The 26,705-nt window shown below is 66.4% G+C and carries 26 protein-coding genes and 3 pseudogenes; 19 read left to right on the forward strand and 10 right to left on the reverse strand.

The window, feature by feature from the left end; genetic code table 11:
- From ON43_RS40540 to ON43_RS40560, 6 genes are all read left to right on the forward strand, one after another.
- Window positions 1-1,113, forward strand: coding sequence for a DUF4192 domain-containing protein (locus ON43_RS40540; RefSeq protein ID WP_157514432.1), 1,113 nt, complete (start codon window positions 1-3; stop codon window positions 1,111-1,113).
- Window positions 1,110-2,078, forward strand: a complete 969-nt coding sequence (gene dprA, locus ON43_RS40545) for a DNA-processing protein DprA (RefSeq protein WP_051180140.1) — start codon at window positions 1,110-1,112, stop codon at window positions 2,076-2,078. The genes ON43_RS40540 and dprA overlap by 4 nt, the downstream gene beginning before the upstream one ends.
- On the forward strand, window positions 2,075-2,521 hold the full coding sequence (locus tag ON43_RS40550) for an Rv3235 family protein (RefSeq protein ID WP_157514433.1): 447 nt from the start codon (window positions 2,075-2,077) through the stop codon (window positions 2,519-2,521). The genes dprA and ON43_RS40550 overlap by 4 nt, the downstream gene beginning before the upstream one ends.
- Window positions 2,522-2,910: 389 nt before the next feature.
- The gene (locus ON43_RS45380) at window positions 2,911-3,186 is read left to right on the forward strand and encodes a hypothetical protein (RefSeq protein WP_157514434.1); all 276 of its coding nucleotides are present in this window, start codon (window positions 2,911-2,913) and stop codon (window positions 3,184-3,186) included.
- Window positions 3,187-3,287: 101 nt separating this feature from the next.
- On the forward strand, window positions 3,288-3,869 hold the full coding sequence (locus tag ON43_RS40555) for a hypothetical protein (protein ID WP_040816275.1): 582 nt from the start codon (window positions 3,288-3,290) through the stop codon (window positions 3,867-3,869).
- Between the two features lie 78 nt (window positions 3,870-3,947).
- The gene (locus ON43_RS40560) at window positions 3,948-4,367 is read left to right on the forward strand and encodes a hypothetical protein (protein ID WP_040816277.1); all 420 of its coding nucleotides are present in this window, start codon (window positions 3,948-3,950) and stop codon (window positions 4,365-4,367) included.
- A 145-nt stretch (window positions 4,368-4,512) separates the two neighbouring features.
- Here ON43_RS40560 and ON43_RS40565 read toward each other — a convergent pair whose 3' ends face one another.
- From ON43_RS40565 to ON43_RS40575, 3 genes are all read right to left on the reverse strand, one after another.
- Window positions 4,513-4,995 (reverse strand): hypothetical protein, encoded by a 483-nt coding sequence (locus tag ON43_RS40565; protein ID WP_040816365.1) that lies wholly within the window; start codon window positions 4,993-4,995, stop codon window positions 4,513-4,515.
- A 253-nt stretch (window positions 4,996-5,248) separates the two neighbouring features.
- Entirely contained in the window at window positions 5,249-5,554 is a 306-nt protein-coding gene (locus ON43_RS40570; protein ID WP_040816279.1) for a transcriptional regulator, read from the reverse strand.
- Complete coding sequence (locus ON43_RS40575) at window positions 5,554-6,039, reverse strand: hypothetical protein (RefSeq protein ID WP_040816280.1); 486 nt, start codon at window positions 6,037-6,039, stop codon at window positions 5,554-5,556. Before ON43_RS40575 ends, ON43_RS40570 begins: the two co-directional genes overlap by 1 nt.
- Window positions 6,040-6,233: 194 nt before the next feature.
- On the opposite strand from ON43_RS40575, the gene ON43_RS40580 reads away from it, so the two are divergent.
- The gene (locus ON43_RS40580; RefSeq protein ID WP_040816281.1) at window positions 6,234-7,670 is read left to right on the forward strand and encodes an NF041680 family putative transposase; all 1,437 of its coding nucleotides are present in this window, start codon (window positions 6,234-6,236) and stop codon (window positions 7,668-7,670) included.
- A gap of 639 nt (window positions 7,671-8,309) precedes the next feature.
- Here the strand turns inward: ON43_RS40580 and ON43_RS40585 are convergent.
- A complete protein-coding gene (locus tag ON43_RS40585) occupies window positions 8,310-9,293 on the reverse strand; it encodes an aldo/keto reductase (RefSeq protein ID WP_040816282.1) in 984 nt (327 codons plus the stop codon).
- Between the two features lie 289 nt (window positions 9,294-9,582).
- Window positions 9,583-9,859, reverse strand: a pseudogene (locus ON43_RS44265) (IS110 family transposase); the annotation flags it as partial.
- A 315-nt stretch (window positions 9,860-10,174) separates the two neighbouring features.
- On the opposite strand from ON43_RS44265, the pseudogene ON43_RS40590 reads away from it, so the two are divergent.
- Window positions 10,175-10,360: pseudogene (locus tag ON43_RS40590) on the forward strand (M18 family aminopeptidase); the annotation flags it as partial.
- A gap of 119 nt (window positions 10,361-10,479) precedes the next feature.
- Here ON43_RS40590 and ON43_RS47295 read toward each other — a convergent pair.
- Window positions 10,480-10,683: an ABC transporter substrate-binding protein gene (locus ON43_RS47295; RefSeq protein WP_373283537.1), complete on the reverse strand. Its 204-nt coding sequence runs from the start codon at window positions 10,681-10,683 to the stop codon at window positions 10,480-10,482.
- A gap of 213 nt (window positions 10,684-10,896) precedes the next feature.
- On the opposite strand from ON43_RS47295, the gene ON43_RS40595 reads away from it, so the two are divergent.
- From ON43_RS40595 to ON43_RS40620, 6 genes are read left to right on the forward strand one after another with little or no spacing between them, the layout of a single operon-like run.
- Window positions 10,897-12,171 (forward strand): ABC transporter substrate-binding protein, encoded by a 1,275-nt coding sequence (locus tag ON43_RS40595; protein WP_218003523.1) that lies wholly within the window; start codon window positions 10,897-10,899, stop codon window positions 12,169-12,171.
- A 33-nt stretch (window positions 12,172-12,204) separates the two neighbouring features.
- Window positions 12,205-13,101 (forward strand): carbohydrate ABC transporter permease, encoded by an 897-nt coding sequence (locus ON43_RS40600; RefSeq protein ID WP_040816284.1) that lies wholly within the window; start codon window positions 12,205-12,207, stop codon window positions 13,099-13,101.
- Entirely contained in the window at window positions 13,098-13,979 is an 882-nt protein-coding gene (locus ON43_RS40605; RefSeq protein ID WP_218003525.1) for a carbohydrate ABC transporter permease, read from the forward strand. Before ON43_RS40600 ends, ON43_RS40605 begins: the two co-directional genes overlap by 4 nt.
- Before the next feature lie 3 nt (window positions 13,980-13,982).
- Window positions 13,983-16,280, forward strand: coding sequence for an alpha-xylosidase (gene yicI / locus ON43_RS40610; RefSeq protein ID WP_040816285.1), 2,298 nt, complete (start codon window positions 13,983-13,985; stop codon window positions 16,278-16,280).
- A gap of 54 nt (window positions 16,281-16,334) precedes the next feature.
- Entirely contained in the window at window positions 16,335-17,342 is a 1,008-nt protein-coding gene (locus ON43_RS40615; RefSeq protein ID WP_040816287.1) for a LacI family DNA-binding transcriptional regulator, read from the forward strand.
- Window positions 17,343-17,370: 28 nt separating this feature from the next.
- Complete coding sequence (locus ON43_RS40620; RefSeq protein WP_040816289.1) at window positions 17,371-18,750, forward strand: GH1 family beta-glucosidase; 1,380 nt, start codon at window positions 17,371-17,373, stop codon at window positions 18,748-18,750.
- Between the two features lie 314 nt (window positions 18,751-19,064).
- Here the strand turns inward: ON43_RS40620 and ON43_RS40625 are convergent, their stop codons facing one another.
- Both ON43_RS40625 and ON43_RS40630 read right to left on the reverse strand, forming a co-directional pair.
- Window positions 19,065-19,550: an SRPBCC family protein gene (locus ON43_RS40625; RefSeq protein WP_051180143.1), complete on the reverse strand. Its 486-nt coding sequence runs from the start codon at window positions 19,548-19,550 to the stop codon at window positions 19,065-19,067.
- 60 nt (window positions 19,551-19,610) lie between these two features.
- Window positions 19,611-19,862 (reverse strand): helix-turn-helix domain-containing protein, encoded by a 252-nt coding sequence (locus ON43_RS40630; RefSeq protein ID WP_040816291.1) that lies wholly within the window; start codon window positions 19,860-19,862, stop codon window positions 19,611-19,613.
- Window positions 19,863-20,014: 152 nt separating this feature from the next.
- Between ON43_RS40630 and ON43_RS47300 the strand changes: the two are divergent.
- Window positions 20,015-20,293: pseudogene (locus ON43_RS47300) on the forward strand (amidohydrolase family protein); the annotation flags it as partial.
- Window positions 20,294-20,415: 122 nt separating this feature from the next.
- On the forward strand, window positions 20,416-20,673 hold the full coding sequence (locus ON43_RS46995) for an amidohydrolase family protein (protein ID WP_373283540.1): 258 nt from the start codon (window positions 20,416-20,418) through the stop codon (window positions 20,671-20,673).
- 146 nt (window positions 20,674-20,819) lie between these two features.
- Here ON43_RS46995 and ON43_RS40640 read toward each other — a convergent pair whose 3' ends face one another.
- Window positions 20,820-21,506: a DUF8020 domain-containing protein gene (locus tag ON43_RS40640; protein WP_051180145.1), complete on the reverse strand. Its 687-nt coding sequence runs from the start codon at window positions 21,504-21,506 to the stop codon at window positions 20,820-20,822.
- 458 nt (window positions 21,507-21,964) lie between these two features.
- On the opposite strand from ON43_RS40640, the gene ON43_RS40645 reads away from it, so the two are divergent.
- Window positions 21,965-22,633 (forward strand): MspA family porin, encoded by a 669-nt coding sequence (locus ON43_RS40645; protein WP_040816292.1) that lies wholly within the window; start codon window positions 21,965-21,967, stop codon window positions 22,631-22,633.
- Between the two features lie 66 nt (window positions 22,634-22,699).
- Window positions 22,700-23,368, forward strand: a complete 669-nt coding sequence (locus ON43_RS40650; RefSeq protein WP_040816294.1) for an MspA family porin — start codon at window positions 22,700-22,702, stop codon at window positions 23,366-23,368.
- Between the two features lie 626 nt (window positions 23,369-23,994).
- On the opposite strand, the gene ON43_RS40655 is transcribed toward ON43_RS40650, so the two are convergent.
- Entirely contained in the window at window positions 23,995-24,216 is a 222-nt protein-coding gene (locus ON43_RS40655) for a hypothetical protein (RefSeq protein WP_157514435.1), read from the reverse strand.
- A 274-nt stretch (window positions 24,217-24,490) separates the two neighbouring features.
- Here ON43_RS40655 and ON43_RS40660 point away from each other — a divergent pair, with 274 nt between their 5' ends.
- Window positions 24,491-26,695: a hypothetical protein gene (locus ON43_RS40660; RefSeq protein ID WP_051180170.1), complete on the forward strand. Its 2,205-nt coding sequence runs from the start codon at window positions 24,491-24,493 to the stop codon at window positions 26,693-26,695.
- The last annotated feature ends 10 nt before the right edge of the window (window positions 26,696-26,705 follow it).

Below are 26,705 nucleotides of genomic sequence, written 5' to 3' on the forward strand. Positions count from 1 at the left end.
GTGCTGTCGGAAATCACTATCGATGGCCCTGGCGATTTGATTGCCGGGATTCCCGCGATGCTCGGTTTTGTCCCGGAACGCTCGCTGGTCATGGTGACTCTCAAGCGTGCCCCGGAAAGAGGCAGGAACTACGTTCACGCGGCGATCCGTGTCAACCTGCCGCAGCGCGAACGCGGCCCGGATATTCCGCTGGTGTCGCAGGTCGCGCGAGCTTGTCGCGGGCGTGAGATCGTTTCCGCGGTCGCGGTTGTGGTTGATGACCGGGTCGCGGCCGCGGCGTGTCCCGGTGCGCGTGCTCATCGCCCGCATCGGGATCTGATCGTCTTACTGGAACGGGAGTTGGCCGAGTTCGGTATTCGGCTCGCCACCGCGTGGGGTGTGACCACGATCAAGAGCGGTGCGCCCTGGTGGAATCTGGATCATCCCTACGTGCAGGGCCGACTTCCTGATCCGAGCGCGTCGCTGGTGGCGGTGCGGCGGGTGGTCGAGGAAGCCTGCACGCTCTACCGGTCGCGGTCTGAACTGGTGGATCTCGTTGCCACCGACGAGATCCTGCGGGAATCGGTGGCGCAGGTCCTGCCGGAGGCGGCCGCGGACGCCCACCGGCGCTTCGTGCGCGCACTGCAGATCGACAACCCGGATGCCTACACGCGCGCCGTGTTGTGGCGGGCGATCGACGTGATCAAGAAGATGGCTGTGGGTCAGTATCCGGCACCTCGGGCGCTGGCCGCGCTCGCGGTGGGATTGCGCGATAAGACTGTGCGCGACACGATGTTCGGCGTCACCGCCGGTGTGTATTCGGTTGCGGCCGAACAGGTGTGGCTGACGTTGGCGAGGTCGTTGACCGGACCGGACCGCGCTGAGGCCGCGATGTTGTTGGCATTCAGTGCCTATCGTCGCGGCTACGGCACTCTGGCGGGAGTTGCGGTGGAAGCCGCGTTGGATGCTGATCCTGAGCATCGGATGGCGCACCTGCTCGATATGGCGTTGCGGGCGGCGGTTCCTCCTGACAAGCTCGAGCGGCTCGTGCGGTGCGGGATCGATTCTGCGGCCGTGCTGCGCGTCGATATCGGTGTTTCGCTGCCGGATTCGCCGGTGGAGGTGGCGAAATGACCGTCTCGAGGATCGAGCGCCTCTCGTGGGCATTGCTGGCGCGGACGGCATGCGGTCCGTCGATCACGTTGTTCGAGCTGGTTGGTCGTCTGGGCGCGGTCGAGGCGGCCGCTGCGCTGCGGTCGGGTGCTGTACCGGATCCGGTGCTGCGGGCGCGGGTGGAGTTGAGTGGCGGTTTCGAGGCTGCGGCACGGGATCTCGACCGGATCGAGCGGCGTGGTGGCCGGTTGGTGACTCCCGACGATGATGAGTGGCCGCGGGAGTTGTTGTCGTGTCTGCCGTCTGGTTCGTCGAATCCCGGCGATGTGCCGCCGTTGGCGCTATGGGTGCGTGGGGCGGGCTCGTTACGGGAGATCGCGACGCGGGCGATCACCCTCACCGGGACGCGAGCCAGTACCAGCTACGGCGATCACGTTGCCGCGCAGTTGGCCGGTGATCTGTGCAGCCGCCGATGGGCGATCGTGGCGGGTGCCGGGTACGGCATCGAGGCACGGGCGCATACGAGTGCGCTGGCCGCAGGCGGGGTGACGGTGGCGGTCCTTCCATGCGGGCTGGACTTGGCCTATCCGAGTGCACACAAGCAGCTGCTGGACAATATCGCCGCGCAGGGTGTGGTGGTCAGCGAGCACCCGCCTGGCTCGCGGCCGGTTCGCTTCGCCTACCTCGATCGGAATCGGCTGCTCGCGGCGCTGTCGAGCGCGGTCGTGGCCGTGGAGGCCGGGGTGCGATCGGGAACGGCGTCGACGCTGCGGTGGGCCCAACGCTTCGACCGACCGGGATTCGCGGTCCCGGGCCCGATCACCTCCGCCGCGTCGGCCGGATGCCACCGCTTCATAGCCGACGGATTGGCGCAATTGGCGACCAGCGCCGACGAAATCGTCCACGGCCTGTCCCGACCACCGTCCGAGAAGGGCGAGACGCCTGCGTCGCGGTCCGGGCTGACTCCGGACAGCGCCTCGCAATGACCGACCGTTCCACGTTCAGTCGTGACGTGGCGACATCGGCACCGAGTCGTTCGCCGACACCGATGCCGCCGTGGTGCCTGCTTCGGTCTGAACCTGCGGACTCCGACTCCGCCGAGCTGGTGCGCCAGCAGTTGCTGCATTTGTTGGTGCTGGTGGTCGAGGTGTTCAACCACCGCCGGTCCGCGACTCAGCTGCGCGGCATGGTGACTGCGCGGCTGCTGTCGGCGCTGGTGACACGGACGCACTGCGCACTCGGGCGGTACCGCCTGCATTCGGTGCACGGCTGCCAGTGCGCCGAGGGTGCAGTCGAGTTCTGTGCGACGGTCTGGGTTACGTCCCATGGCGAAACAGCTCGGGCGATGGCGATGGCGGGCCGGTTGGAACGTCACCGAAAAGGCTGGATCGCCACCGAGCTCAGCCCTCTCGATCACCGCTGCTGGTGATCGTCGGCCCACGCATTCAATCGGTCACCTCCTTGCTACGAGGCGGCCTCCAGTTGTCGGCTGGCATCGGCATGTCGTCGGGCCGATGCCAGCCGATCTCCACGAGCACCTGGAGCCGATGCCGCCCACAAGGTCCCGTCCGACATTCATCCAATCACCCTGTCCTACAGGAGTTCACGCATGGAAATTCGCTCCCCGACTCCCACCGGAGCCGAGTCTCCGGTGCAGGTTCGCTACACCGGAGACGAAGTCTGGATAACGACCGCCAAGCGACTAACCAAGCGCGAAGCCGCTGAGCTCAGCAGGCTTCTGCCACAAGCCTTTTCGGTAGTACGTCGCGATCGCAGCTGGTGGATTGGACATCGCTTGACCAGCCACGGCGCTTGTCCGTGGGCGATACGACGCGGATCCCGCTGCCCGCTTGGTGCGAGCTTGGCGAGCATCACGGCCAAGGCGTTATCGCTGATGTCCGTATCACCGTGTGCGGGTCGATGTTTCCGCATAAGACCACGGCGCACGCGTGCCGGAAACACACGCCGACGCCGGCCGGCATCGTCGCCCACAACGCGGCGCACGACGAATCCGTCGATTCGATCGAGATTACGGATCTGCTCTCCGGCCAACTCCTCGCGGTGTGGCCGGAGCGGTCGGCCGGACGCGACTGACCCGAGCAAGAGCCTTGCCCCGCCTTGCCGGCGGTGCCCGATTGCAGCTTTCAAGTCTGTCTGCTGTTCATATCTGTTGTCCAGGAAAGGATTACATTGCGATGCCGATTCCCGATTTCATTCAGCGCGCCAGCGATGGCCCGCTCGATCTTCGCGGCGAGTACACCCTCCGAGCCACCGAGGACGTCCCGGCCGAGGGAACCGTGTTGGTCGAAATCGCCGAGCACACCGCCTCAGTCGGCGAGCACCTCGAGCCGCGACCGATGGTCGCATTCCAGTTCTGCGGGCTCACCGTGGGCGGACGGTGGATGGCTGCCCCTGTGGCCTCGGTGTCCTTCCACCCGAATTGGTCGGGCCATGACCAGGGCAGCCCTGCACTGATATTGGGTGAGCCTGGTCGTCTGGTCACCGATCTGGGTCACCTGCTCGGCAGTCAGCCCCAGCACATTCAGATCGCCATGGACCGTGTGCTGCAGGCGATTGCGATGCATTTCCTCACCGATGTCCGGGTGGCACACCACCGGCACGACCTGGCGCTGCACCGTCTGCAGCGCGCGGTCCACGCCCACGACCTGGCGTCCATGCGCCTGCACATCGCAACTCGGCGGCTCGACCAGGCACGCACCGAGGTCACGACGGCGTCAACACTGGCAGCGGCCGTGCGAGAGCACATCCAGTTCTGAAACCACATGTCCGCGACGCCTTCTCAGGCTCGCTTGTCCAACCACTCTTCGAAATGCCTTCGGAGACAGGAGCATTCCATGTCCGCTTCTTTCACTTCCCGTCATTTGTCCCTGCAGGAGTTGGTGCCGTTGCTCGAGCGGCAGCAGGCCGCCAAGGTCGATGTGGTGGCATCGGCGCAATCGCTGCGCTCGAATACCGGGATGATCGAGTTGTTCGGCGTCTCCCCCGTGGTCGACGAACGTGGTGTCACCTGTGTCGACGGCCTGTATCAGCCGACGGCCGCGGCCGATGGACAGGTCGCCGACAAGCTCGGGATCCCGGTCCGCTACCTGCGTCGCCTGCGGGAACGTGACCGCCTGGATCTGTACGACAGCAACGTCAACGGCTGGCTGCACGGCCCGCTCGGTAACGAGCCCGTGCTGGGTGGCGGGTGGCGCGCCCGAAGACACACGCCGCGCAGGTGCAGGGATTCTCGGTCGCGGGGGTGCCAACGATGAGGGTTGGAGAGTAGAACGACATGGCGGGATCTCGTGGGGTGCAACGGTTGTGGTGATTGTTGGTGCTACCACCAGGTCCCGCCCCACTGCGAGTGGCCAGTGCCGGGTCGGCGGTGAAACCGCTGCTCGATCCCGACACGGACTGTCAATCACCCACTACGCCAGCATCATTGGCGATCGTGAACACTCCGGCAGGCTCCTGATCCAGCCAGCCCCGCGCGACCAGACGTTTCAGTTTCGACCGCAACCCTTCCACCTTCGATCGGTCGATCGTCGGTATTCCCAGCTCGGCGGCGACCTGCCCGGCCCGCAAACCGTGTTCGGCTTCGGCCAGCACCGCCATGATCTCGCCGTAGTCCTCCGGCAGCGCCGTCGCCGCGTCCATCCCGGGCATTCGTTGCGGAACCAGCGTCGCCCCGATCGGCGAGCGGGAATTCGGAACCGGGGCCGGCTCGTCGGCGTCGGCGAGGATCTCGGCCATCGTTTCCCGAGTGATCGCCAGCCGCGACAACAACTGTTCGGCCACCTCCAACTGCTCGGTCAGCTCCGCGATCTGCTGGCGCAGGCCCTCGACCTGCTCCGCCGCCGCGGTCTCGCGCCGGGCCAGCTCCTCACGCCAGGACACCATCGCCGCCTCCACGTCGACTCCGCCCCGATCCGACCATAAGCCGCAAGCCACCACAACAACAGTGCCCCAACAGATTCCCCAGATCAGGGCGCTACAGCGGCAAGATGAGCAGTTTGTTCACAGGCACTTAGCTTGTTCTTTAACCCGACCTGACAGGTCGAACAACCAGGCTCGGTTGAGCTGACCGGACACCGAATCGCGTTGCGGTGGCTGGTTGCCCGAGCGGGAGTTCGACCTGCCTGTGGCTGACCAGCTATCCGCGCTGGGCCTGTTCAGCGATTTTCCGCAGTGCCGCCAGGTGCCCGTTCAGTGCGGCGCGTCCAGTCTTCGTCAGCCCGATCCAGGTCTGGGGCCGGGCATCGCGCGTTTTCTTGGCGACCCGCACGTATCCGGCGTCCCTCAAGATCTTGACCTGTTTGCTGAGTACCGAGTCGCTGATGTCGAGAACCTCTCGCGCGACGGCGAATTCGACGAGATCTGCCGTGGCCAGCATGGCACACAATTTCAAGCGATTGGGTGGATGGACGATCTCGTCGAATGCGGGCTCAGCAGGTGCCATCAGCGGCTGGTCCTCCCCGCGCGAAGATCCTCTAGCATCGCCGCCATGATGCGTGGCGAGTAGATCAATGTAAGCCCGAAAACCGCCAACCCGGCCGTCGCCATGGCCCATCGCAGGTCGAATCCCCACTGCAGCACCGCGCCGACAAGCACGAACAGCACGACACAACCGATCCACTTCCATGAGGGTGCGAGCACGCTCGGGGTGGTGCGGTGGAAGTCGAGTCCGACACCGGTCTTCTTGCTCACCAGCCAACCCAGCGCGAAGGGCACCAGGATGAAACCTGCTGGCACCAGCGAGGATGGGAGATCGTGTCCCATGCTGAAGGAGGAGATCGCGATGCCGATCCCCGCCGCGATACCCAGGTGGTACCACCACGGGATCGCTGCTCGCTCGACCAGTCGATCCCGGGCCGCTGATACCTCTTCCAGAGCCCGTCGCGCCTGTTCAGGCGTGTACGCCGCCCCCTGCTCATTACTTTCCATGATGGAAAGCGTAGCGGATACTTTCCATCATGGAAAGTAGTTATCGGCCCACCGTGATGACTTCCTATCGACTTGTTTTGCCTGTTTCGGTTCCAGACCGCTTGGCTTAGTTGAGGTTTCGGCGGACAAGAGGGCGGCCTTCGTCTGATCATGTGCTCCGACCAAGGATGCAGTGATCGAGACGAAGGCCTGAGATGAGTCTGCCGGTCGGCAGTGACGCAGGGGAAGCGTTGAGGGAACTGGAGCGGATGCGCGGCGAGTTCTACGCGTGTCTGACCGCGCGGGGCGATGAGTTGTTCGAGCTCGCCGACGCGGTGCTCTGCGCCCAAGGCGCGGTGCGGTCGGTAGTGGAGCTGACGTTGACTCCGGAGCACCGCCGCGGGCACGGGGCGCTCTACGACGGTCTCAACGACGGCCGGATAGATATGCGGCGGTTGCGGAATGTGTTGTCCAGCATCGAGTTACCTAGATTCGGTGACGGTCGCCTCGTGCTGGCGGTGGACGTATCGGCATGGTTGCGGTCGGACGCGGCGTGTTCACCGGAACGGTTGTTCTGCCACGTGTACGGGCGCGCGAAATCGGCGTCGCAGTTCATTCCGGGCTGGCCGTATTCGTTCGTGGCCGCGCTCGAACCCGGCGGAAGTTCGTGGACACAGATCCTGGACGCGGTGCGCCTGGGTCCGGCAGATGATGCGGCTGCGGTCACGGCGACCCAGTTGCGTGAGGTCGTTGATCGGCTGATCTCCGCAGGTCAGTGGCGGCCTGGTGACCCGGACATCGTGATCGTCGCAGACGCCGGCTACGACGTCTGCCGACTGGGGTGGATGCTGCGCGACCTACCGGTCGAAATGGTCGGCAGGCTGCGTTCGGATCGAGTGATGCGACTGCCGAAACCGGTCCGACTGCCCGGCACCAACGGCCGTCCGCCTATGCACGGGCCGGAGTTCCGTTTCGCCGACCCGCAGTCCTGGCCGCGACCGGCGGTCGCCACGATCACCGCGACCGCCAACTACGGCAAGGCCAGCGCGCAGGCCTGGGATCGGGTCCACCCGCGGTTGACCCGCCGGGCAGCCTGGATCGAGCACGACGACCCGCTACCGGTATTCGAGGGCACTCTGATCCGTCTCGAGGTCGAGCATCTGTCCAAGAACCGTGCTGCGCCACCGATTTGGTTGTGGTCATCCAAGACAGACGCGACCGCCGAGGACGTCGATCGGACCTGGCAGGCGTTCCTGCGCCGTTTCGACCTGGAACACACCTTCCGCCTGTTCAAACAGACCCTGGGCTGGACTCGCCCCAAACTCCGGACTCCCGAAGCCGCCGACCGCTGGACCTGGCTCATCATTGCCGCCCACACCCAGCTGCGGCTCGCGCGCCCGCTCGCTGCCGACTTGCGCCACCGCTGGGAGAAACCCGTTGCGCCACATCGACTCACCCCGGCCCGGGTCCGCCGGGGCTTTCGGAACCTGCGCGCCACCATCGGCTGTCCCGCCAGCGCACCGAAACCTACCCGAGCCGGTCCCGGGCGCCCACGCGGACAACGAAATCGCCGCCGCGCCACCCGCTACGACGTCGGCAAAACCGTCAAGCGACTCACAGCCCTCTACCAACGCGACCGATCTGGAGGTTAAAGAACAAGCTTAGGGCAAGTCCATACCGGACGATTGTCGAGTACGAGAAACCGATTCGTGCCGGAGACGCGGTGACGGTCAGCAGTCGCCATGCCAATAACGTTGTCCACATCGGAGTCTCGGTGATGGGCGACGCCCGCGCCGCGATGCGGATCGAGCGGGCGCCCACCATCGGGTGATCACAGCGGCCCACCGCCGGGTAATAGTACATCGACGAATTCGGCTGCGCCGGTGTGATTTTCGCACTAGGGCGAAAAGCCTTCCTTACGGCCGCAATCGCGGTGATCCCACCAGTCAGCACCAGACCACAGTGGCGCCCAGCGGAATGCCGGTCGCGGCACCCGCGTATGCCGTGCCACCGCAGCCGAATTCGACGGCCGTAGGTCCACGCGGCTCACACAATCGATGTTGTCGCTGGTGATGATGTCGGGTGAAGTCGGTTGTCGGTAGCGCTTCGGGTCGCCGAGGGGACGAGTTGCGCCCGCCGCAGCTCGGTCCCCATGCGACCGTCGATGTAATGCAGGATCAGGTGACACCTCACCGTGAGCTGCTGCGAGTCGGCGACATCGGAGATCGTAACGGAAGGGACTGTGCCCCAGTAGCTTCGGTTAGAAATGACTTTCCATCCCCCATAAGCTGCTACCAGCGGCCGTGCACCTGAGCGCGCAGCCGCCGATCGTACAGGTCTTGGACCGCCGCCAGGGTCTGCTCCGGCAGCGGCGCCACGTCGGCCGCCGCCGCGTTGGCCCGTGCCTGCTCGGGAGACCGGGCGCCGGGGATCACCGTGGTGACGCCGGGCTGCTGGAGGATCCAGCGCAGCGCGGTCTGGGCCGGGGTCGCACCGTCCGGGGCCAGGGCCGCGAACTCGACGGCCGCCTCGACACCCTTGGCGAAATCGACGCCGGAGAAGGTCTCGCCCTGGTCGAACGCCGAACCGTCGCGGTTGTATGTCCGGTGGTCCGCCGCCGGGAAGCGGGTCTCCTTGGTGTAGCGCCCGGAGAGAAGGCCGGAGGCGAGCGGCACCCGGGCGATGATGCCCACGCCGGCGGCGCGCGCAGCGGGGAGCACCTCGTCCAGGGGCTTCAGGCGGAACGGGTTGAGGATGATCTGGACGCTGGCGACACCCGGCCTGGCGATCGCCGTCAGCGCCTCGGCGCACGTCTCCACGCTGACCCCGTAAGCGGCGATCCGATCCTCGGAGACCAGGGTGTCGAGCGCGTCGAAGACCTCGTCCGACGAGTAGACCGGGGTCGGTGGACAGTGCAGCTGGACCAGGTCCAGCCGGTCTACCCCGAGATTGTGCCGGGACCGGTCACTCCAGGAACGGAAGTTCGCGAGGTTGTAGTGCTCGGGCAACTGCTCCAGGCGGCGGCCGAACTTGGTGGCCACCAACAGGTCCGCGGCCGGGCGCCGGCGCAGGAAGCCGCCGATCAGCTGCTCGCTGCGGCCGTCGCCGTAGACGTCCGCGGTGTCCAGGAAGGTGACCCCGGCGTCCACCGCCGCGTCCAGGACGCCCAGGGCGTCCTCCTCCTGGACCTCGCCCCAGTCGGCGCCCAGTTGCCAGGTGCCCAGTCCGATCTCCGAAACCTTCCGGCCGGTGCGGCCGAGTACACGCTGTTCCATCGGCCGAGCCTTTCACATCTGTCGGATTTTGTTCACCCCCCGATCGGGGTTCCGTTGGTTCCGGTCAAGCGGTAGCGGAGACTGGAATATGCAGGGCTGCTTGGTCTTCAGCATGGCGTAGAAGACGTCGCAGCGCCGTCAGGCCAGGCAGATGAAGGCGGCGTTGTGCTTCTTTCCTCAGGCGCGTTTGCGCTCGTAGTAGGCGCCTGGCGTGGGTTCCCGTTCCATTGCGGGATGAATGCTGGTGACCGGCCCGCGAATCCGGTAAGTGGTGCGGGTGGCCTCGCAGGGCGATTCTGCACATCGACAGGGCGGGCAGATAGGCCACCTCGTGCCCGCAGGCACGGGCCACGATGACCGGCAACGCGCCGATCGTGTTCGGCTGATCGACCACGATCAACAACGGACCGTGGGCGGCCAACTTGTCGAACACCTCTCGCAGTGTGGCTTCATCGCTGAGTAATACCTTGTCGTACAGGCACTTTCCGTCCACCTTCAGCCCGACGGCGTCGTGCTCGCCCCTTGCCAACATCGATGCCGCACAACACGGCATACGCCTGTGCCACTCGCAGTCCCTCATCATGCGAGAGACAAAGGCAAGTAGTCATACCGGGTCTCGCGACCATAACCCCGTCCAGGAGCTACGAAGACGGTAATGGACACCGCGGCCTGCCAGGTTTCGTAGGGCTGTGCGGTGGGGTCGCATCCATCCCGGATCGCTCGGTGGACAGACCTGTGCCGACCCCACACGGTCGCAGCGGAACTCGACGACTGCAGATTCACGCGGCTGGCCGAATCCGCGCCCCGGCCTTCGCGCGGCGCCGGCCGCCACTACATAGTGCGCGGGGTTCCTTGGTGACGTGAGCGGACAACGGCACCGGCAACCCTTCGGTGGTGCCCTGCTCAATTACTGGCTGAACCGCGATCTCGGCATCGCGGGACGAATCTCGGTCCGTGAGGGGAATACGGTTCGGAATTTTTCGATTCGCATCGGTCAACCTCTCTTCCGAGTTCCGCAACTGGCGATCCATCTGTCCGAGGACCGCGGTAGCGTCACCCTCGATCCAGGCAGCAACAAGGGCAGATCGCGATTGGGTGTCGCGCGGTGGTGACGATGACGGCGTCCGGCCTGTCCTCGGCGATCGCGTCGGCGGTGGCCACCGGAACCTTTGTCTCCCCGGGGATCTCACGCAACTGGCGCAGTGCGCCACACCACATCGCCGGCGCGCACCGGCGAGCCGTCGTGGAAGGCCGCGCCGGACGCGATGGTGAACCGCCACCGGTGCCGGCCATCGAGCTGCCGCCACGCCGATGCCAGCCGCGGAGCCACATTCGGCTTGGTCGCACGCGTCGAAAACCAGTGCGGCGATGAGAAAGTCGCTGTCATCATCGGGTCTCGCCGGCTGAAGCGGGTGCGGCAGCCGCACCTGCGCCGGAACCGGTCGCTGCGCGGGAGTGGCGCGGGCCCATCACAATTGCTTTCACCGAGTTCTTCGCTACCCGCCCATTCTCGATCGACGCATTGTGGCCTAGGTCACCAGATGCTAGCTTCTGTCGAAGCGCTTCGATAGCAGCTACTCGCAATGGTGCAAAGGATTCACAAATGAGCAAGGTCATGGCGGCGCTGGCTGGACTTCTGGCCGGCGCACTGGCGCTCACCGCATGCAGCGGAAAAGCGTCGGACGACAAGGTTTTCAAGATCTGGCACTACGAGGCCGCCAACAGCGCGATGGGGGTCGCGTGGGATCAGGCGATCAAGGACTTCCAGGCCGCCCACCCGGACCTCACGGTCAAGTTCGAGCGCAAGGGCTTCGAACAGATCCAGAAGACCGGCCCGATGATCCTGAACTCTTCGGACGCGCCCGATGTGATGGAGAACCCGAAGGGCAATGGCACCGCGGGGCTGCTCGCGCGCAAGGGACTGCTCACCGATCTCACCCCGGCGGCGCAGAAGTACGGCTGGGACAAGCTGTTGCCGGCGTCCCTGGGCGTCCCCGGTCGCTACGACGACAAGGGCGTGATGGGTAGCGGCAACTGGTACGGCATTCCGAGCTACGGCGAATTCGGGCTGATCTACTACAACAAGAGCCTCTTCGCCAAGCACGGCATCCCGATTCCGGCCACCTTCGACGACCTGATGCGCGCGATGGACGCCTTCCTGGCCAAGGGCGTCACGCCACTGGCCAACGCGGGATCGGAATACATTGGGCACCAGTACATTTACCAGCTGGCGCTGACCAAGGCCGACCGCGCCTGGGTGGACTCCTACCAGCGCTACACCACCAAGGCCGACTTCCACGACGCGGCGTGGTCCTACGCCTTCAACACCTTCTCCGACTGGGTGAAGAAGGGCTACATCGCCAAGGATTCGGCGGGGCTCAAGGCCGAGGACGCCGGAAACGCCTTCGAACAGCAGAAGTATCCGATGATCATGTCCGGCACCTGGTGGTTCGGACGTTTCCAGAAGGAGATCACCTTCGACTGGGACACCTTCGCCTTCCCGGGCAGCAAGCTCTACCCCGGCTCCGGCGGCAACCTGTGGATCGTCCCGAAGAAGTCCAAGAAGACCGATCTGGCCACGGAATTCATCGACTTGACCATGCGCAAGCAGATCCAGAACCTGTTGGGCAACAACGGCGGCGTGCCGATCGCGGCCGACCCGGCGGCCATCACCGACCCGAAATCGCAGCAGCTGGCCAAGACCTTCGCCCAGATGAGCGCAAACGACGGGCTCGCCTACTACCCGGACTGGCCCGCCGCCGGCTTCTACGACGTGTTCTCCTCGCAGGTCCAGAAACTCATCAGCGGAACCGCCTCGCCCGATCAGGTCCAATCGGACCTGCAGAAGGCCTACGACGCCAATCTCCCCAACCGCTGATCCCAGCGCCGGCGTCGAAAGGCATTGCACTGCATGACAGGTTTACGTATCCGTTCCTATGCCCCGTTCATGGTCCCCGGCGCACTGTTGTCGGCGGCGGTGATCGGTGTCCCGTTCCTGGCCAACCTGGCGATCTCGTTCACCGCCTGGGACGGGGTGACCACACCGCGTTTCATCGGACTGGACAACTACTCGAAGCTGTTGGGCGACAGCGAATTCTGGTCCTCGTTCCAGCACAATGTGGGCCTGCTGGTCGCGATGGCGATCATTCCCACCGGTCTGGGCCTGATGCTGGCTTTCGGGCTCGGCGAGGTGATCGCCGCCAAGTTCGGTCCACGGACCGCGAGCGTGCTGCGCGCGTGCATCTACCTCCCTCAGGTTCTGCCGATGGCCGTGGTGGGCATCGTGTGGAGCTGGATCCTGATGCCGCAGACCACCGGCGGCGCGCTCGACGCCGCGCTGACGGCGGTGGGACTGGAAGGGCTGGCCCAAGATTGGCTCGGTGACCCGAAGTGGGCGCTGTGGGCGGTCATGGGTGTGCTCGTCTGGTTCCAGCTGGGATATCCGGTGGTGATCTTCCTGTCCGGTATGCAGCGGGTCGATCCGTCACTCTACGAGGCCGCCGATCTCGACGGTGCGGGCTGGGGACGCAAGCTCTGGCACATCACGATCCCGCAGATCCGGCCCGAAATCGCCGTGGTGCTGCTGACTTCCAGCATCGCCTCGCTGAAGGTCTTCGCGCCGATTTTCGTGCTGACCCGGGGTGGGCCGGGCGGGTCGACCAATGTGCCGTCCTACTACGCCTATGTCGAATACTTCGAGAAGCTCGATGTCGGCTATGGCTCGACCATTTCGACCATCCTGGTCCTGCTGATCCTGGCACTGACCGTGGTTTTCATGCGTGTGCAGCAGCGAGGTGAGGACCTGTGAGCTTGCTCGACATGCGAGAACCGGACACCGAGAAGACCGGGTCCGCGCCGCGCGCGCGGCGCGAGTTCTCCGGCTGGGCGCTGCTCACCATGCTGGCCGCGCTCGCGGTGGTCATGCTGCTGCCGTTCGCGATCGTGGTGATCAACGCCTTCAAGACACCGGAGGAGTACGCGAGCGGGGGCCCGCTCTCCCTGCCGCACGGGCTCAATACCGATGGCCTGACCACCTTCTGGAACCGCGTGGACTTCGGGCAGGTGCTGTGGAACAGCGTGCTGATCGCCACGCTGGTGTCGGTGGGTGCGGTGGTGCTGACCATCCTCAACGCCTACGCACTCGGCATCGGGCGGGTGCGCGGCCGCACCTGGATCGTCGCGGCCTTCCTGATCGTCAACACGCTGCCGCAGGAGGGGCTGATCTACCCGATCTACTACGCGGCCAAGGAGCTGGGTCTCTACGATTCCGAGTGGGCGGTGATCATCATCTTCACCGTCGTCCAAAGCGCCTTCGGCACTTACCTTTTCACCTCCGTGCTGGGCACCTTCCCGCGCGAGCTGGTGGAGGCCGCGCAGATCGACGGCGCGGGCAAGTGGGCGGTGCTGTGGCGGGTTGTTGTGCCGGTCAGCCGCCCGACGCTGCTGGTGTTGTTCGTGTTCTTCTTCATCTGGACCTGGAACGAACTGTTCATGCCCATGGTCCTGCTGGTCTCGAGCGAGAACCTGACCGTCCCGGTGGCGCTGGCGGTGGTGCAGGGCGAGAAGACCATGGACGCCACCATGACCAGTGCCTCGGCGCTGCTGGGCCTGCTGCCCGCCGTCGTGTTCTTCCTTCTCTTCCAGCGCACGCTGTCGCGCGGAATCACCGTAGGAGCTCTGAAGTAACCCATGAAATTCACCGATGGCTACTGGCTGATGCGGCCCGGTGTCCAGGCGTCTTACCCGGCCGAGGTCTACGACACCGCCTGTGCGGACGGCGAACTCACGGTATACGCGCCGGTCCGGCCGATCCGCGAGCGCGGCGACACGTTGAAGGGACCGCTGCTCACGCTCACCTGTTCGGCGCCGCTCGCCGACGTGATCAGCGTGCGGGTCACCCATTTCAGCGGCGGTATCGACCGCGGGCCACACTTCGAGGTGCACGCCGAGCCGGACGGGGTGGCACACATCGATCCGGAGGCCCCGACGCTGACCTCCGGCGCGCTGACCGTGCGCTTCGACCGCGCCGCTTGGCGCATGGACTTCGAGGCCGACGGCCGGGTTTTGACCGGCAGCGGCGTGAAAGCCCTTGCGCTGCTGGATACTCCGGACGGCCGATTCCTGCGCGAACAGCTCGATCTCGGGGTCGGCACGCACGTCTACGGGTTGGGTGAACGCTTCGGACCGCTGGTGAAAAACGGCCAGGAGGTGGACATCTGGAACGCCGACGGTGGCACCGCCAGCGAACAGGCGTACAAGAATGTGCCGTTCCTGCTCACCGACGCTGGATACGGCATCTTCGTGAACCATCCGGGCAAGGTCTCCTTCGAGCTCGGCTCGGAATCGGTCGAGCGGCTCCAATTCAGTGTTGCCGGAGAAGAATTGGAGTACCTGCTGATCTACGGGCCCACGCCCAAGGAGATCCTGAGCAAGTACACCGCGCTCACCGGCCGGCCGCCACGCCTGCCCGCCTGGTCCTACGGGCTGTGGCTGTCCACCTCGTTCACCACCTCCTATGACGAGCAGACCGTCAACGGCTTCCTCGACGGCATGGCCGAACGCGACCTGCCGCTGAGCGTGTTCCACTTCGACTGCTTCTGGATGCGCGAATTCAATTGGTGCGACTTGACCTGGGACAGCCGGGTTTTCCCGGATCCGGCGGCCATGCTGAAGCGACTCGCGGCCCGGGGCGTGCGGGTCAGCCTGTGGATCAATCCGTATATCGGGCAGCGCTCCCCCATGTTCGAGGAGGGCCGCGAGCGCGGCTATCTGCTGCGGCGGCCCGACGGCTCGGTGTGGCAGTGGGATCTTTGGCAGCCCGGCCTGGCCATCGTCGACTTCACCAATCCTGAAGCGCGGCAATGGTATACGGACAAGCTGTCGGCGCTGCTGGATATGGGCGTGGACTGCTTCAAAACCGATTTCGGCGAGCGGATCCCCACCGATGTCGTCTACCACGACGGCTCCGATCCCGAGCGCATGCACAACTACTACACCCAGCTCTACAACCAGACCGTGTTCGAGCTGCTGCGCAAGCGGCGCGGCGAGGGGCAGGCGGTCGTGTTCGCGCGCAGCGCCACCGTGGGCGGGCAACAATATCCGGTGCACTGGGGCGGTGACTGCGAATCGAGCTTCCCCGCCATGGCCGAGAGCCTGCGCGGCGGACTGTCGCTGGGCATGTCCGGGTTCGGCTACTGGAGCCACGATATCGGCGGCTTCGAGGGCCTGCCCGATCCGGAACTGTTCAAGCGGTGGATCGCCTTCGGGCTGCTGTCGAGCCACAGCCGCCTGCACGGCAGCGACTCGTTCCGGGTGCCGTGGGCCTTCGACGACGAATCGGTGGAGGTGCTGCGGTTCTTCACCAAGTTGAAGCTGCGCCTGATGCCCTATCTGGCGGGGGTGGCCGAACAGGCACACGCGCACGGCTGGCCGATGATGCGCGCCATGGTGCTCGAGTTCCTGGACGATCCGGCCTGCACCTACCTCGACCGGCAGTACATGCTGGGCCCGGACCTGCTGGTCGCCCCCGTGCTGAGCACCGACGGGACGGTGACCTACTACCTGCCCGAAGGCCTCTGGACCCGATTCCTGACCGGGGAAAAGGTGGTCGGCGGTCGCTGGATCCGGGAAACCCATTCCGCGATGAGCATTCCGCTGCTGGTGCGGCAGGGCGCGGTCATCCCGGTCGGCGCCGTCGATGATCGGCCCGACTACGACCACGCCGCGGATGTCACCTTGCACGCCTACCAGCTCGCCGCGGGCGCGGACATCCGCACCTCGATTCCGTCGGGCACCGACGCGGTGGAATTCCACACCACGCACTCCGGTACCGAGGTGCGGGTCAGCGGCCCGGACGGCGGCTGGCGGGTGCTGCTGATCGGCGCCCACTCGGCGGCCGAGATAGCGGGTGGCACAGCCGAACCCGATGAACAAGGGCTGCTCGTGCGGGCGACCGGGCCGTCAGTGTCGGTACGGGCGCCGCGATGACGAGCGGCACGCGCGGGATAAACTTCGGCGTCAGCACCGAGAACGGGGTGTCGTTTGGTCAAGATCGCCGAGGTGGCGCAGCGTGCGGGTGTCTCACCGAGCACGGTGTCCTATGTGCTCAGCGGCAAGCGGGCCATCTCCGCGGCCACCCGGCAGCGCGTGCAGGAGGCCATCGCGGAACTCGGGTACCGGCCACACGCCGGTGCCCGGGCGCTGGCGGGCAAGCGGTCCAACATTCTGGCCCTGATGATTCCGCTGCGCGCCAATGTCGGTGTGCCCGTGGTCATGCAGTTCGCGGTCGCGGCCGCCACCGCGGCACGCCACCACGATTACGACCTGCTGCTGCTCACCCAGGAGGAGGGCGAACAGGGGTTGCGCCGGGTGATGAACGGCTCGATCGCCGACGGGCTGATCGTGATGGACGTGGAGTTGCGCGACGCCCGGCTGCCGCTGCTGCGCACCATCGGCCTGCCCAGCGTGCTGATCGGCTTTCCGGCCGATCCGGAGGGGCTGACCTGCATCGACCTGGATTTCCGGGCCGCGGGCGCGGCGTGCGCCGAGCACCTGGCGAGCCTCGGGCATCGCAACATCGCCATGGTCGGCTCGCCGCCGGAGGTGTACGCCCGCGAAACCGCGTTCGCGCCCCGGGTTTCCGAGGGCTTCCAGGCCGCCGCCCGCGCGCACGGCATGACCGCGACGGTCTCGGCGTGCGCGCCGACGGTGGAGGCGGCCCGGCGGCTGGTCGATCAGCTCCTGGCCGAACAGCCCGGCCTGACCGGGCTCGTGGTGCACAACGAGCCGATCCTGGAGCCGCTGATGGTGGCCTTCGCCGCCCGCGGGCGACAGGTCCCCGGCGATCTGTCCGTGGTCGCCCTCTGCCCTGACGACATCGCCGAACACCCGGTCGTCCCGGTCACCAATATCACCATCCCCGCCGCCGAGGTCGGTGAGCGCGCTGTCGATCTGCTCGTCGGCCTGCTGGTCGGCGAACCGGTCGCTCCCTCTACTCTGCTTCCGCCCACCCTGACCGTCCGCGCCAGTACCGCACGCGCCCCGGGGTGAAACGGAGCTCCTTCCCGACAGGAGAATCATGCACACCAGCGGCTTCCGGCCGAATTTCCGTTGGGGCGTAGCCACTTCCGCTTACCAGATCGAAGGCGCCACCCGCGCCGACGGTCGCGGCGAGTCGATCTGGGACCACTTCGCCGCACAACCGGGCCGCGTCGCGGGCGGCGACACCGGGGAACCTGCCGCCGACCACTATCGCCGCTGGGCCCAGGACATCGACCTGCTGAGCGGGCTCGGCGTGGACGCCTACCGGTTCTCGGTGGCCTGGCCCCGCATCCAGCCCGACGGCCGCGGCCCGGCGCGGGTGCGCGGACTCGATTTCTACCGGCGCCTGATAGACCGGCTGCGCGAGCGCGGGATCGAACCGTTCCTCACCCTCTACCACTGGGATCTACCCCAGACCCTGGAGGACGCGGGCGGCTGGCGGGTGCGCGACACCGCGCACCGGTTCGCCGACTACGCCGCGCTGGTGCACCGGGAACTCGGTGCGGGCGTGGACTTCTGGACGACGATGAACGAACCCTACCCGTGCGCGATCGCCGGATACGGAGAAGGCCGGCACGCACCCGGCGCCCGGGAGGGCCACGGCGCGCTGGCCGCGGCGCATCATCTGCTGTTGGCGCACGGCCTGGCCGTGCGCCGGATGCGCGAATCCGCCCGTCCGGAACAGCAATTCGGGATCGTGCTGAATCAGTCGCCGACGGTGCCGGTGTCCAGCTCGGGCGCCGACCGGGCCGCGGCCGAGCGGATGGACACCCTGCTGCGGCGGCAGTTCACCGATCCGCTGTTCGCCCGGTCCTATCCGGCCGAACTGGAGCGCATGTTCGAGGGTGTCTCGGATTTCGGCTTCCGCCACGACGGCGATCTCGCGGTGATCGGGCAGCCGCTGGACTATCTGGGCGTCAACTACTACTACCGCCTGCACACCGCCGCCGCGCCCCACACCGAAGCCGATTCCGCACGGCGGACCATCGCCGATATCGGAGTGGATACCACCCGCCTGCCGGATGTCGGGCGTACCGCCATGGGCTGGCCGGTCGAACCCGAGGGGCTGACCGAGGCGCTGCTGACGCTGCACGAGCAGTATCCGGACCTGCCGCCGATGTATGTGACCGAGAACGGCTGCGTGTATCTCGACGCCCCGGATCCGGCGGGCGGATTCGACGATCAGGACCGTATCGCGTTCCTGCGCAACCACATCGAGGCCGCCGAGCGGGCGGTGCAGGCCGGTGTCGACCTGCACGGCTACTTCTGCTGGTCGCTGCTGGACAACTTCGAATGGGCGCACGGGTACCGGCCGCGCTTCGGATTGGTTCATGTGGACTACACCGACCAGCGGCGCACGCCCCGTGCCAGCTACCACTGGTACCGAGATCATATTGCGCGCGCTACAGCCCCGTGATCCGGTCAGACATCGGCCATCTGGAAATCACCGCTTGTCAGGCCCTCGGTCAGACTGCGAGTCCAGCCCGCGTTCCGAACCGAAGTTGCCCCCAGTGTGCGTTGTTACCGACCGGAGGCCGCGTAGGCGCTGCCGATCCGCATCGTCGCTGGCCGTCACGTCTTTCCCAGCGCGCGCATCGAATCCAGGACTGCGTCGTCGTCGAGCAGTGCGGCGCCATACGGCCGGCGGCGGCGAAGCTTCGCGCCGGCCGAGAGTTCATGTGGGAGTGCGCCATTCGCAGTTTTGCGAAAGAAACTGGCGCCCAGCGATATTCAGCTCTGCGGGGGCGTCTCGGTTGCTCCGGGCCGATGGTGGAGGTCGGTCCGTTCGGCGGCGTGTTCGGCGAGGCCGGTTGCCATGGTCTGCATGAAGCGGCGCAAGTACCACTGATGGAACCAGCCTGTACCCCGGCGCGCCGAAAATGTTCCATGCCAACGGATTCGGGCGCCGCCGCCGGGCAACTCCTGAAGTTCGATCGCGGCCTTGTAGTCGCGTAGGTAGGGGTTCTCGACGCCTTCATAGGCGAACCGGCGTTCCGGTTCCAGGGTGGTGATCCGCTCCTTGGTGACCACTCTTCCGGTGCGGAACGCGCGGACCGCGCCGACGCTGTCCCGGCCGTCGACGGAGAGGCCCGTCGACTGCCCGGCTTCCAGGGCGTCGATCGGGGTCCAGATAGGCCAGCTGCGCGGGTCGAGCAGCAAGACCCACACGGCTGCGGGCCCGGCGGCGGTTTCGGCGGTGACGTCATAGGACTGCATTCAACGAACGCTAGCGTGTGGATGCTTGCCCGTCCCATGCGCGGAATTGCGGTGTGCCGGTCAGGAATTGCGGTAAGCCGAGGGCCGGACCCCGGTGTGGCGCAGGAACGCGGTGGAGAGCGCGCCGGGCGTGGCGAAGCCGCACCACTGGGCGATCCGGTCCAGTGGCAGGTCGGTGCCGCGCAGCAGGCGTTTCGCCTCCTCGATCCGCAGCCTGGTGAGGAATCGGTGCGGCGTCTGGCCGGTCGAGTCCCGGAGCACCCGGACCAGGTGGTAGACCGACAGATGTACCTCGGCGGCGAGTTCGGCCAAAGCTGGTAATAGCCTGAGTGGAGGGTGTCATGGCCAGGCCCATGCCGATCCCCATGGCGACGATGCCGGCAGGATAGACCGAAGTCAGCGTTTCGGAAGATTCGTCGCGACGGCCGGGTGCACACGGCTCGGCGGTGCACCCTGTCATCCAGATGTCATACTCGCGAAACATCACCGACGGCCAACAGGTACTGGCCCGATTCAGCGGTGCGCGTTCCTATCTCGACGTCTACGACCGCCTGGGTATGTTCGGCCCGCGCTCGACCTACCGGCACTGTGTGCACATCGACGACACTGACCGGGAGCGGATGGCCGGCACCGGCGCGGCCATCGCGTTCTGTCTCACCTCGAACCTGTTCCTCGGGTCGGGCACCTTCGATCTCGACGCCGCTCGCAAGGCCGGCGCCAGGGTAGGCCTGGGCAACGATTGCGGTGCGGGAACCAGCTATTCGCAGTTGCAGACGCTGAATGAGGCATACAAGGTCGTCATGCTCAACGAGAGCCGAAAGCCCGAGGATCAGCGACGAAACTGTCGGCGCTGCGCGGGTTCTACCTGGCCACCCTCGGCCGCGCTGAATCGCTCTACCTCGACGACCGCATCGGCAACTTCCAACCAGGCAAGGAAGCCGACTTCGTGGTCCTGGACTGGGCCGCCACCCCGGTGCTACGCCGCCGCACCGAAGTGTCGGCCAACTTCGCCGACCGACTCTTCTCGCTCATGATGCTCGGCGACGAGCGCGCGGTAGCAGCCACCTACATCATGGGCCGCAACGTCTTCGACCGCGCCGCGCAGCCGTTCGCGAGCGCATGACCGGTGCTTCCCCGCCACTCGATCAGCCACTCGAAGGGCAACGGCGCCGAGCGTCGAGCAGGTCGTGGCGGTCGGGCAGGTTATCACTTCTTTACGGGATCGTCCGAGTCGGTGCGAGTTTCGCACCGACTCGAACAAGTGGCCCGCTACTTCGCCGGGGTGGAGTCCGGCGCGGTCAGGCGCTGGGCCAGGCCGAGACCGACCGCGATGGCGGCGGGCGCACCCACCAGCACCAGACCACCGGCGGCACCGAGCGGAATGCCGATGGCCGCGCCCGCGACACAGCCCGCGATACCGGTCGGCACCGACATGATCACGACACCGGCGATCGCACCGCCGACCGCACCGATGGCACAGCCCGCCACACCACCGATCAGGGTGCCGAGCATCGTGCCCATGGAGGTGACGATGCCGAACTGGTTGACCGCGGCGGAGAACGCGGCATCCTGATCGGCCTGGCTCGCGATGTCCTTCGCGACCGGGACCGGGAGGGCCGGAGCCGGCGTGACGGCGGCCGGGTCCATATTCGGGGTGAAAGTGGCTGTGTTGCCGTCGATTCGGGCCGCGATCGGGTGCGCGCCGGCGTTGTCGATCCAGCTCAGCGGGAACTGGGTGACTACACCGCCGCTGGTGTCACGGACCTGAAACTGGCCGTCCTGAGTGGCCAGCGATCCCGCATCGGTCTTCAGCATGACAGAGGCACCGTCGATCTTCGTGTCCCAGTGGATGCCCGGGTTCTGTTGCGTCGGAGCGGCATTGGCACCCTGTGCGGTGCAGGCGACTGCACCGAGGGTGGCGGCGGTGGCGAGAGTGAGAGTGGTGATTTTCCTCATCGGAGCTACCTTCGAATTCAGGGGAGGGTGGTGTTGCACGCGCCATCGAGTGCGGGAAACAAATGACTCAGATGCGGACTATCACTGGGGGCCGCCATGTTCTGTCGTCTGTCGCAGTGATGGTAGGAATCCCTTGTCACGCCGCCCATCCGCCGATCGGTGGGACGCACCCGTCGTTCGGCGGATTCTCCAGCCATTTGACGGATAGCAGCACCGAAGTCTTCGACTACTACACCGATACCGATGCGCGGGATGGCATTTCACACCGGATTCATCCCATAGGTCGATGATTTCCCCCGATCGGCGGATTGTTCCGGCCGGTCGGCGGGTATCCGGGCCTTCGAGCACGGTCCTAGGCTCGCTGCGAATCGCGGTCCGCACGCCATCTTCGACGGGCCGCGATTCGTCCCAGCGGTGCACAATCCCCGCACCGCTCTCGGTATCTGATGAGGGTAGAAATGAATAGTTTTCGCACGGACAAGTGCGGTCTACGAGCTGCCGGGCTCGGTGCCGCCGCAGCCGTGGCCATGGGTCTGTCGTCCACGGGCGCGGCACACGCCGACACCTTCGTGCCGCTGCCGGACGGGCAGCGGGTCGGTCCGGGGGTGACGATCACCCGCACGGGCGAGCACGCGGTGATCTCGCCGTCGCTCTCGGCCAACGGCGCCGGGCGCGTGGCCTGGCTTTCGGGCATTGTGGCCGCCGAGGTCACCGCGACCCCGGAGGGCACGGCCGGACCGAACAACGGCGCCACCAACGCGCCGGGCACCAATAACTCCTCCACGCACGGTATTTCGCGTATCAGCGCCGGCTACATCGTGGGCTGCCAGGTCAGCATCGGTGAGGATGCCATCTCGGCCGGGGTTTCGGGCAGTGTCAGCCTCAACTCCGTGGGTGCGGGCGGGTCGCTCGGGCTCAAGCTCGGGCCGGGTCAGGTGGCCTTCGTCGGGGTCGAGGGCAAGGACATCCCCAAGGCGGGTACCTACTCCCTCGAATACCGTGACGTCGAACTGCAGATTCAGGGCTGCGCGGGCTATGCGCAGGCACGTTCCTATGCCGTGGTGGAGATCATCGGCGACAACTACTCCAAGACCAGCCTCTACGGGCAGCCGTTCAGTATCGGCTGACTTTCGGCCAGAGAAGCCAATTCATCTCTCGCGTAAGCGAATTCGAAACCACCCTTGAGGAAAGTCATGAGTATCCGTAAGACCATGGTGCGGGTCGCCGGCGCGGGCGCCGCGGCTACCGCTGCCCTGGGCCTGTTCTCCACCGGCGCCGCCAACGCCGACACCTTCGTCCCGCTGCCCGGCGGCGAGCTCACCCAGACCCTGTCCGACGGCACCGTGGTGACGGTCCGCCTGGTCGGCGAGTCCGCCACCATCAGCCCGTCCATGGGCGCCACCCCGGTGCACCGCAACGCCTGGGTGTCGGCGTCGGCGCAGGTCGAGCTGTCGGGGCCGAATGCCAACGGCGGCAAGATCTATCCCGGTTACGTCGTCGCCTGCCAGGTCACCATCAACGGCGGCGGCGTGAACGGCGGCGTCGACGCCAAGTCCGACTGGGAGGGCAAGAAACCGGAGATCGGCGGCAAGGCCGGCGGCAACCTGTCCCTCGGCCCCGGCCAAGCCAGGGCCGTGTACCTGCTCGACGAGGAAGAAGCCGACGACTTCGGCAAGGAATCGCACAACACTCGCAACAAGTTCAAAGGCACCAGCGGCAGCGTCACCTGGGCCGATTCGACGATCGGCGTCAACGGCTGCGGCGGGTACGCCCAGGCCCGCGCCTTCGTGCGGGTGAAAGTCTCGACCACCAACGTCAATTCCGTGGTGACCCTGTGGGGTCAGCCCTTCAGCCTCGGCTGAGCGGAATCCGACGTTGACCGACCCGGTGGCATCCGCAGCCACCGGAACCCGGTGGCCTCCCCAGTCCACCGGCGGCGGCGAGCACCCGGCATCCCATTCCCTCGCCCGGGTACTCGCCGCCATCTTTTTCCGTCCCATCGCGCTCCGGGCCGACGCGAAACCCGCTGAAAGACGGGTGGTTCCGGCCGGTCGGCGGATGGTCGACCGACACCGCACCTGCCTACGATCGTTGTGATCGCGGCGTCGCCACCCGCAAGCCGTGATCGGCTCACCGCCCGCAGGGTATGACCACCGCCATCAGTCGCATGGCGACCCCGCGGGGCAATCGCTCAGGATCGAGTGAAGCGAATCCAACGGTGACCACGCGGTGGCCCCGGCAGGCCACCCGGATGCGGCGAGTACCCGGCACCCCTCACCCGAGTACTCGCCGCCTCACCACCGGTCAGTCCAACCGTTCGAAGTGAGATCCATTCGGCCGATGACGGCGGCTTCGCCGTTCGGCGAGGCCGGTCCCGGAATGACATAGTCGATGCCACTCCGTCGATTCCGTTGCGAGACAATGTAAATACGCGAATTGGTCCTGTCCGGATATCCGGACAGGACCAATTCGGTGGTCGAGCGTTGAATCAGCCGTGCACCCAGAACAGGTCGGCGCTCTGGTCATTCGGATCCGGGTCGACGCACACGATCGGAGTGCCCCAGGGGTCCTCTGCGCGCGCACCGGATTCATGACACGCATCACCGATGTGGATCTCGTCCGGCCAGGCCGAGGCCGGCGCGGCGAGGCCGACCGTGACCGCGGTGAGGCCGGCACCGACCACCAGCGCACCGAGCAAGCGTTTCTTCATCGTTGGGGTCTCCTTCAGGAATCCGTTCGTGAACTGGATCAACCGTATGGACCCGTCCCCATGGTCGCTACGCTCGCACGACCGAAGTCGTCCAGCCGATCGGTTGGATCCGATCTGTCCGACATCCAGCCGACCGGCGGACAAATCCCCCCGTTCGGGGGCGATAAACCGCCATGAGGCGTTCTTGTCGCGTCCCATCGAACTGCCATAGCGTCAGTTCTCCGTGAATAGCAGCGCCGAGGTCGAATCCCGAAGTGACAGCAGCGATATCCGCATGTGGGGAATGCTCACCGCACTCGGGGTCGTCGCCGGATATCTCGTGGTGCTGCTCGCGAATGCCCGGCATTACTTCACCGACGACACCGAAACGCAATACGCGCCGATGTGGGTGCTGCTCGGGACGCAACTGCGCGAGGGACGGTTCCCGGCTCTGGTGCCGTGGGAGTGGATGGCGGGGAACTACACGCTGGAGGAAGCCGCGCTGCTGAATCCGCCACAACTGCTGATCTATCTCCTGGCGCCGTCGGTGGACAATCTCGCGGTCTACGCCACCATCGTGAAGCTGGTCTTCTCGGTCATCGCGGGGCTCGGGGTCTATCGGATCTGCCTGGCGTACGGTGCGAGACCGGCGTGGGGAGCCGTTGCGGGCGTGGCGTTTCCGCTGAGCGGATGGTTCCTGTTCTTCGACCAGGCGAGCTGGTTCACCTCACAGACCGGGACCGCCTGGCTGCTGCACGCGTGGGCGTCGGCGGCACGCTACGCGCGCGGGCGGAGCGGGCCGATTCCAGTGTTCACCTTCCTCTGGCTGGCATTGACGATTCAGTACGTATTTCCCGGAGTGGAAGCCGCGCTGATGATTCTGGCGGTGATAGCCGGGGAGGTCATCCATCAGAAGAGCTGGGCGGGGCCGCTGCGACTGGCACTGGCTTCCGGGTGCGCGGGACTCGCGGGGCTGATCGCGAACCTGCCGCTGCTGCTGTCCTCACAGGTGACCTGGCGTGGGAATGCGCGTATCCGCAACGAGTCCTTCCTGACCGTGCCGTGGTCGGAGTCGCTGAACGCCAGCCTGCCCAGCACCACACCGGCTTTCGAGGGCTGGTGGGGTTTCGTCCAACCGTTGCCCATGGTGTACATCGCCTGGTTCCTGGTTCCCGCGCTCGCCTTCATCGATTGGCCCGCGGTGTGCCGAAATGCCCGCGAATACAGCGGGATCGCTCTCTTCGCCGGCGGCATGCTGATGTGGACGGCCGGACCGGGCGCGGTGGGCCCGCTGCGTTGGCCGGCCCGAGTGCTGCCGATGGTGGCGGTCGGCCTGCTCGTGCTGGTGTGCGTATTACTCAGCCGCCATGGCGATTTCAGCGCCGCGCGACGTCGGCGGATCGCGGCCGCGGTCCTGATCGGGGTGCTGTTGGTGCGCTCGTTCTCGGCCGCGCCGGATCTGTGGCCGCGGCACCTGATCGCGGCGGCCGCGGTGGCCGCCCTCGGTGCGGGCGTGCTGTGGGCCGCCCGCTCGAGGGGCATCGCGCTCGCCTGCACGCTGACCGTCCTGGCTATGTTCCCCATCGCCTTCGCCCAGGTGAAAGCCGCGCCCGAGACACCGATGTCCTACCACTTCCCCGAGAAGCGCTCGGACATGTCCGCCGCCTTCCCCGAATTCCCCGGTCTCACACTGCAACTCGCGGACCGCGCCCTCATCGCCCCCGCCGACAAGAGCCTCGACCGCGCCTACGGCTCGCTCGCCATCGGCAGCTACGCCAAGGCCGTCGGCCGCCGCTATGTCAACGCCTACACCCCCGTCGGCCACGCCGCCTTCAGCGCCCTGCTGTGCATGTCCTGGGACGGCAGTACCTGCCCCGACGCCCTCCGCCGCATTTTCGACACCGAACCCTCCACCGGCGCAAGGGTTGTCGACCTGATGAAGGTCGATCGCGTAGTCCTGCACCGCGCCCAGTACCCCAACGCCGGCGCCGAACCCGCGCCCTCCGGCTGGAAGTGGGTGCCCTGCCCGGGCCACGAACGCTTCATCGCCGTCCTGGAACGCGAAACCGGTCCGATCTCCGAGACGAACGGCGCCATCGCCCACACGAAGAATGTCACCGTCGCCGAGGCATCCGCCGATGGCTCCACCGCCACGGCCCGCGTCACCTCCAAATCCGGCGGCCGCATCGTCTTCTCTCGCCTCGCCTGGCCCGGCTACCGAATCACCCTGAACGGCACGGAAATCCCGCACACCACCGTCTCCGGAGCCTTCCTCACCGTGGACATCCCCGCCAGGACCGACCACGCCGCCCTGTCCCTCACCTGGATACCTCCCGGCTGGGAGTTCGGCCTCGCCACCGCCACCGCCGGACTGATCGGGCTCGGCTTCCTGCACCGGGCTCACCTCCGCACCCGCCGACGCGCCCGAATCTCCCCATCCCGCACGATAAGCCGCCCCGCACCGGTCACCTGCCCGCCCGCGCATGTGAATGCTGGATGAACGCTTGTTT

Origin of the sequence: Nocardia concava NBRC 100430, assembly GCF_000308815.1 — a bacterium.
Classification (GTDB): domain Bacteria; phylum Actinomycetota; class Actinomycetes; order Mycobacteriales; family Mycobacteriaceae; genus Nocardia; species Nocardia concava.

Coding starts and splice junctions, on each gene's coding strand:
- ON43_RS40595 (WP_218003523.1), top strand. CDS start 10,897: ATGAGCAAGGTCATGGCGGCGCTGGCTGGACTTCTGGCCGGCGCACTG.
- ON43_RS40660 (WP_051180170.1), top strand. CDS start 24,491: ATGTGGGGAATGCTCACCGCACTCGGGGTCGTCGCCGGATATCTCGTG.
- ON43_RS40625 (WP_051180143.1), bottom strand. CDS start 19,550: ATGCAGTCCTATGACGTCACCGCCGAAACCGCCGCCGGGCCCGCAGCC.
- ON43_RS40565 (WP_040816365.1), bottom strand. CDS start 4,995: ATGGTGTCCTGGCGTGAGGAGCTGGCCCGGCGCGAGACCGCGGCGGCG.
- dprA (WP_051180140.1), top strand. CDS start 1,110: ATGACCGTCTCGAGGATCGAGCGCCTCTCGTGGGCATTGCTGGCGCGG.
- ON43_RS47295 (WP_373283537.1), bottom strand. CDS start 10,683: ATGATGACAGCGACTTTCTCATCGCCGCACTGGTTTTCGACGCGTGCG.
- ON43_RS40570 (WP_040816279.1), bottom strand. CDS start 5,554: ATGGCACCTGCTGAGCCCGCATTCGACGAGATCGTCCATCCACCCAAT.
- ON43_RS40645 (WP_040816292.1), top strand. CDS start 21,965: ATGAATAGTTTTCGCACGGACAAGTGCGGTCTACGAGCTGCCGGGCTC.
- ON43_RS40580 (WP_040816281.1), top strand. CDS start 6,234: ATGAGTCTGCCGGTCGGCAGTGACGCAGGGGAAGCGTTGAGGGAACTG.
- ON43_RS40585 (WP_040816282.1), bottom strand. CDS start 9,293: ATGGAACAGCGTGTACTCGGCCGCACCGGCCGGAAGGTTTCGGAGATC.
- ON43_RS40655 (WP_157514435.1), bottom strand. CDS start 24,216: ATGAAGAAACGCTTGCTCGGTGCGCTGGTGGTCGGTGCCGGCCTCACC.
- ON43_RS40550 (WP_157514433.1), top strand. CDS start 2,075: ATGACCGACCGTTCCACGTTCAGTCGTGACGTGGCGACATCGGCACCG.
- ON43_RS40620 (WP_040816289.1), top strand. CDS start 17,371: ATGCACACCAGCGGCTTCCGGCCGAATTTCCGTTGGGGCGTAGCCACT.
- ON43_RS40555 (WP_040816275.1), top strand. CDS start 3,288: ATGCCGATTCCCGATTTCATTCAGCGCGCCAGCGATGGCCCGCTCGAT.
- ON43_RS40600 (WP_040816284.1), top strand. CDS start 12,205: ATGACAGGTTTACGTATCCGTTCCTATGCCCCGTTCATGGTCCCCGGC.
- ON43_RS40640 (WP_051180145.1), bottom strand. CDS start 21,506: ATGAGGAAAATCACCACTCTCACTCTCGCCACCGCCGCCACCCTCGGT.
- ON43_RS40575 (WP_040816280.1), bottom strand. CDS start 6,039: ATGGAAAGTAATGAGCAGGGGGCGGCGTACACGCCTGAACAGGCGCGA.
- ON43_RS40650 (WP_040816294.1), top strand. CDS start 22,700: ATGAGTATCCGTAAGACCATGGTGCGGGTCGCCGGCGCGGGCGCCGCG.
- yicI (WP_040816285.1), top strand. CDS start 13,983: ATGAAATTCACCGATGGCTACTGGCTGATGCGGCCCGGTGTCCAGGCG.
- ON43_RS40560 (WP_040816277.1), top strand. CDS start 3,948: ATGTCCGCTTCTTTCACTTCCCGTCATTTGTCCCTGCAGGAGTTGGTG.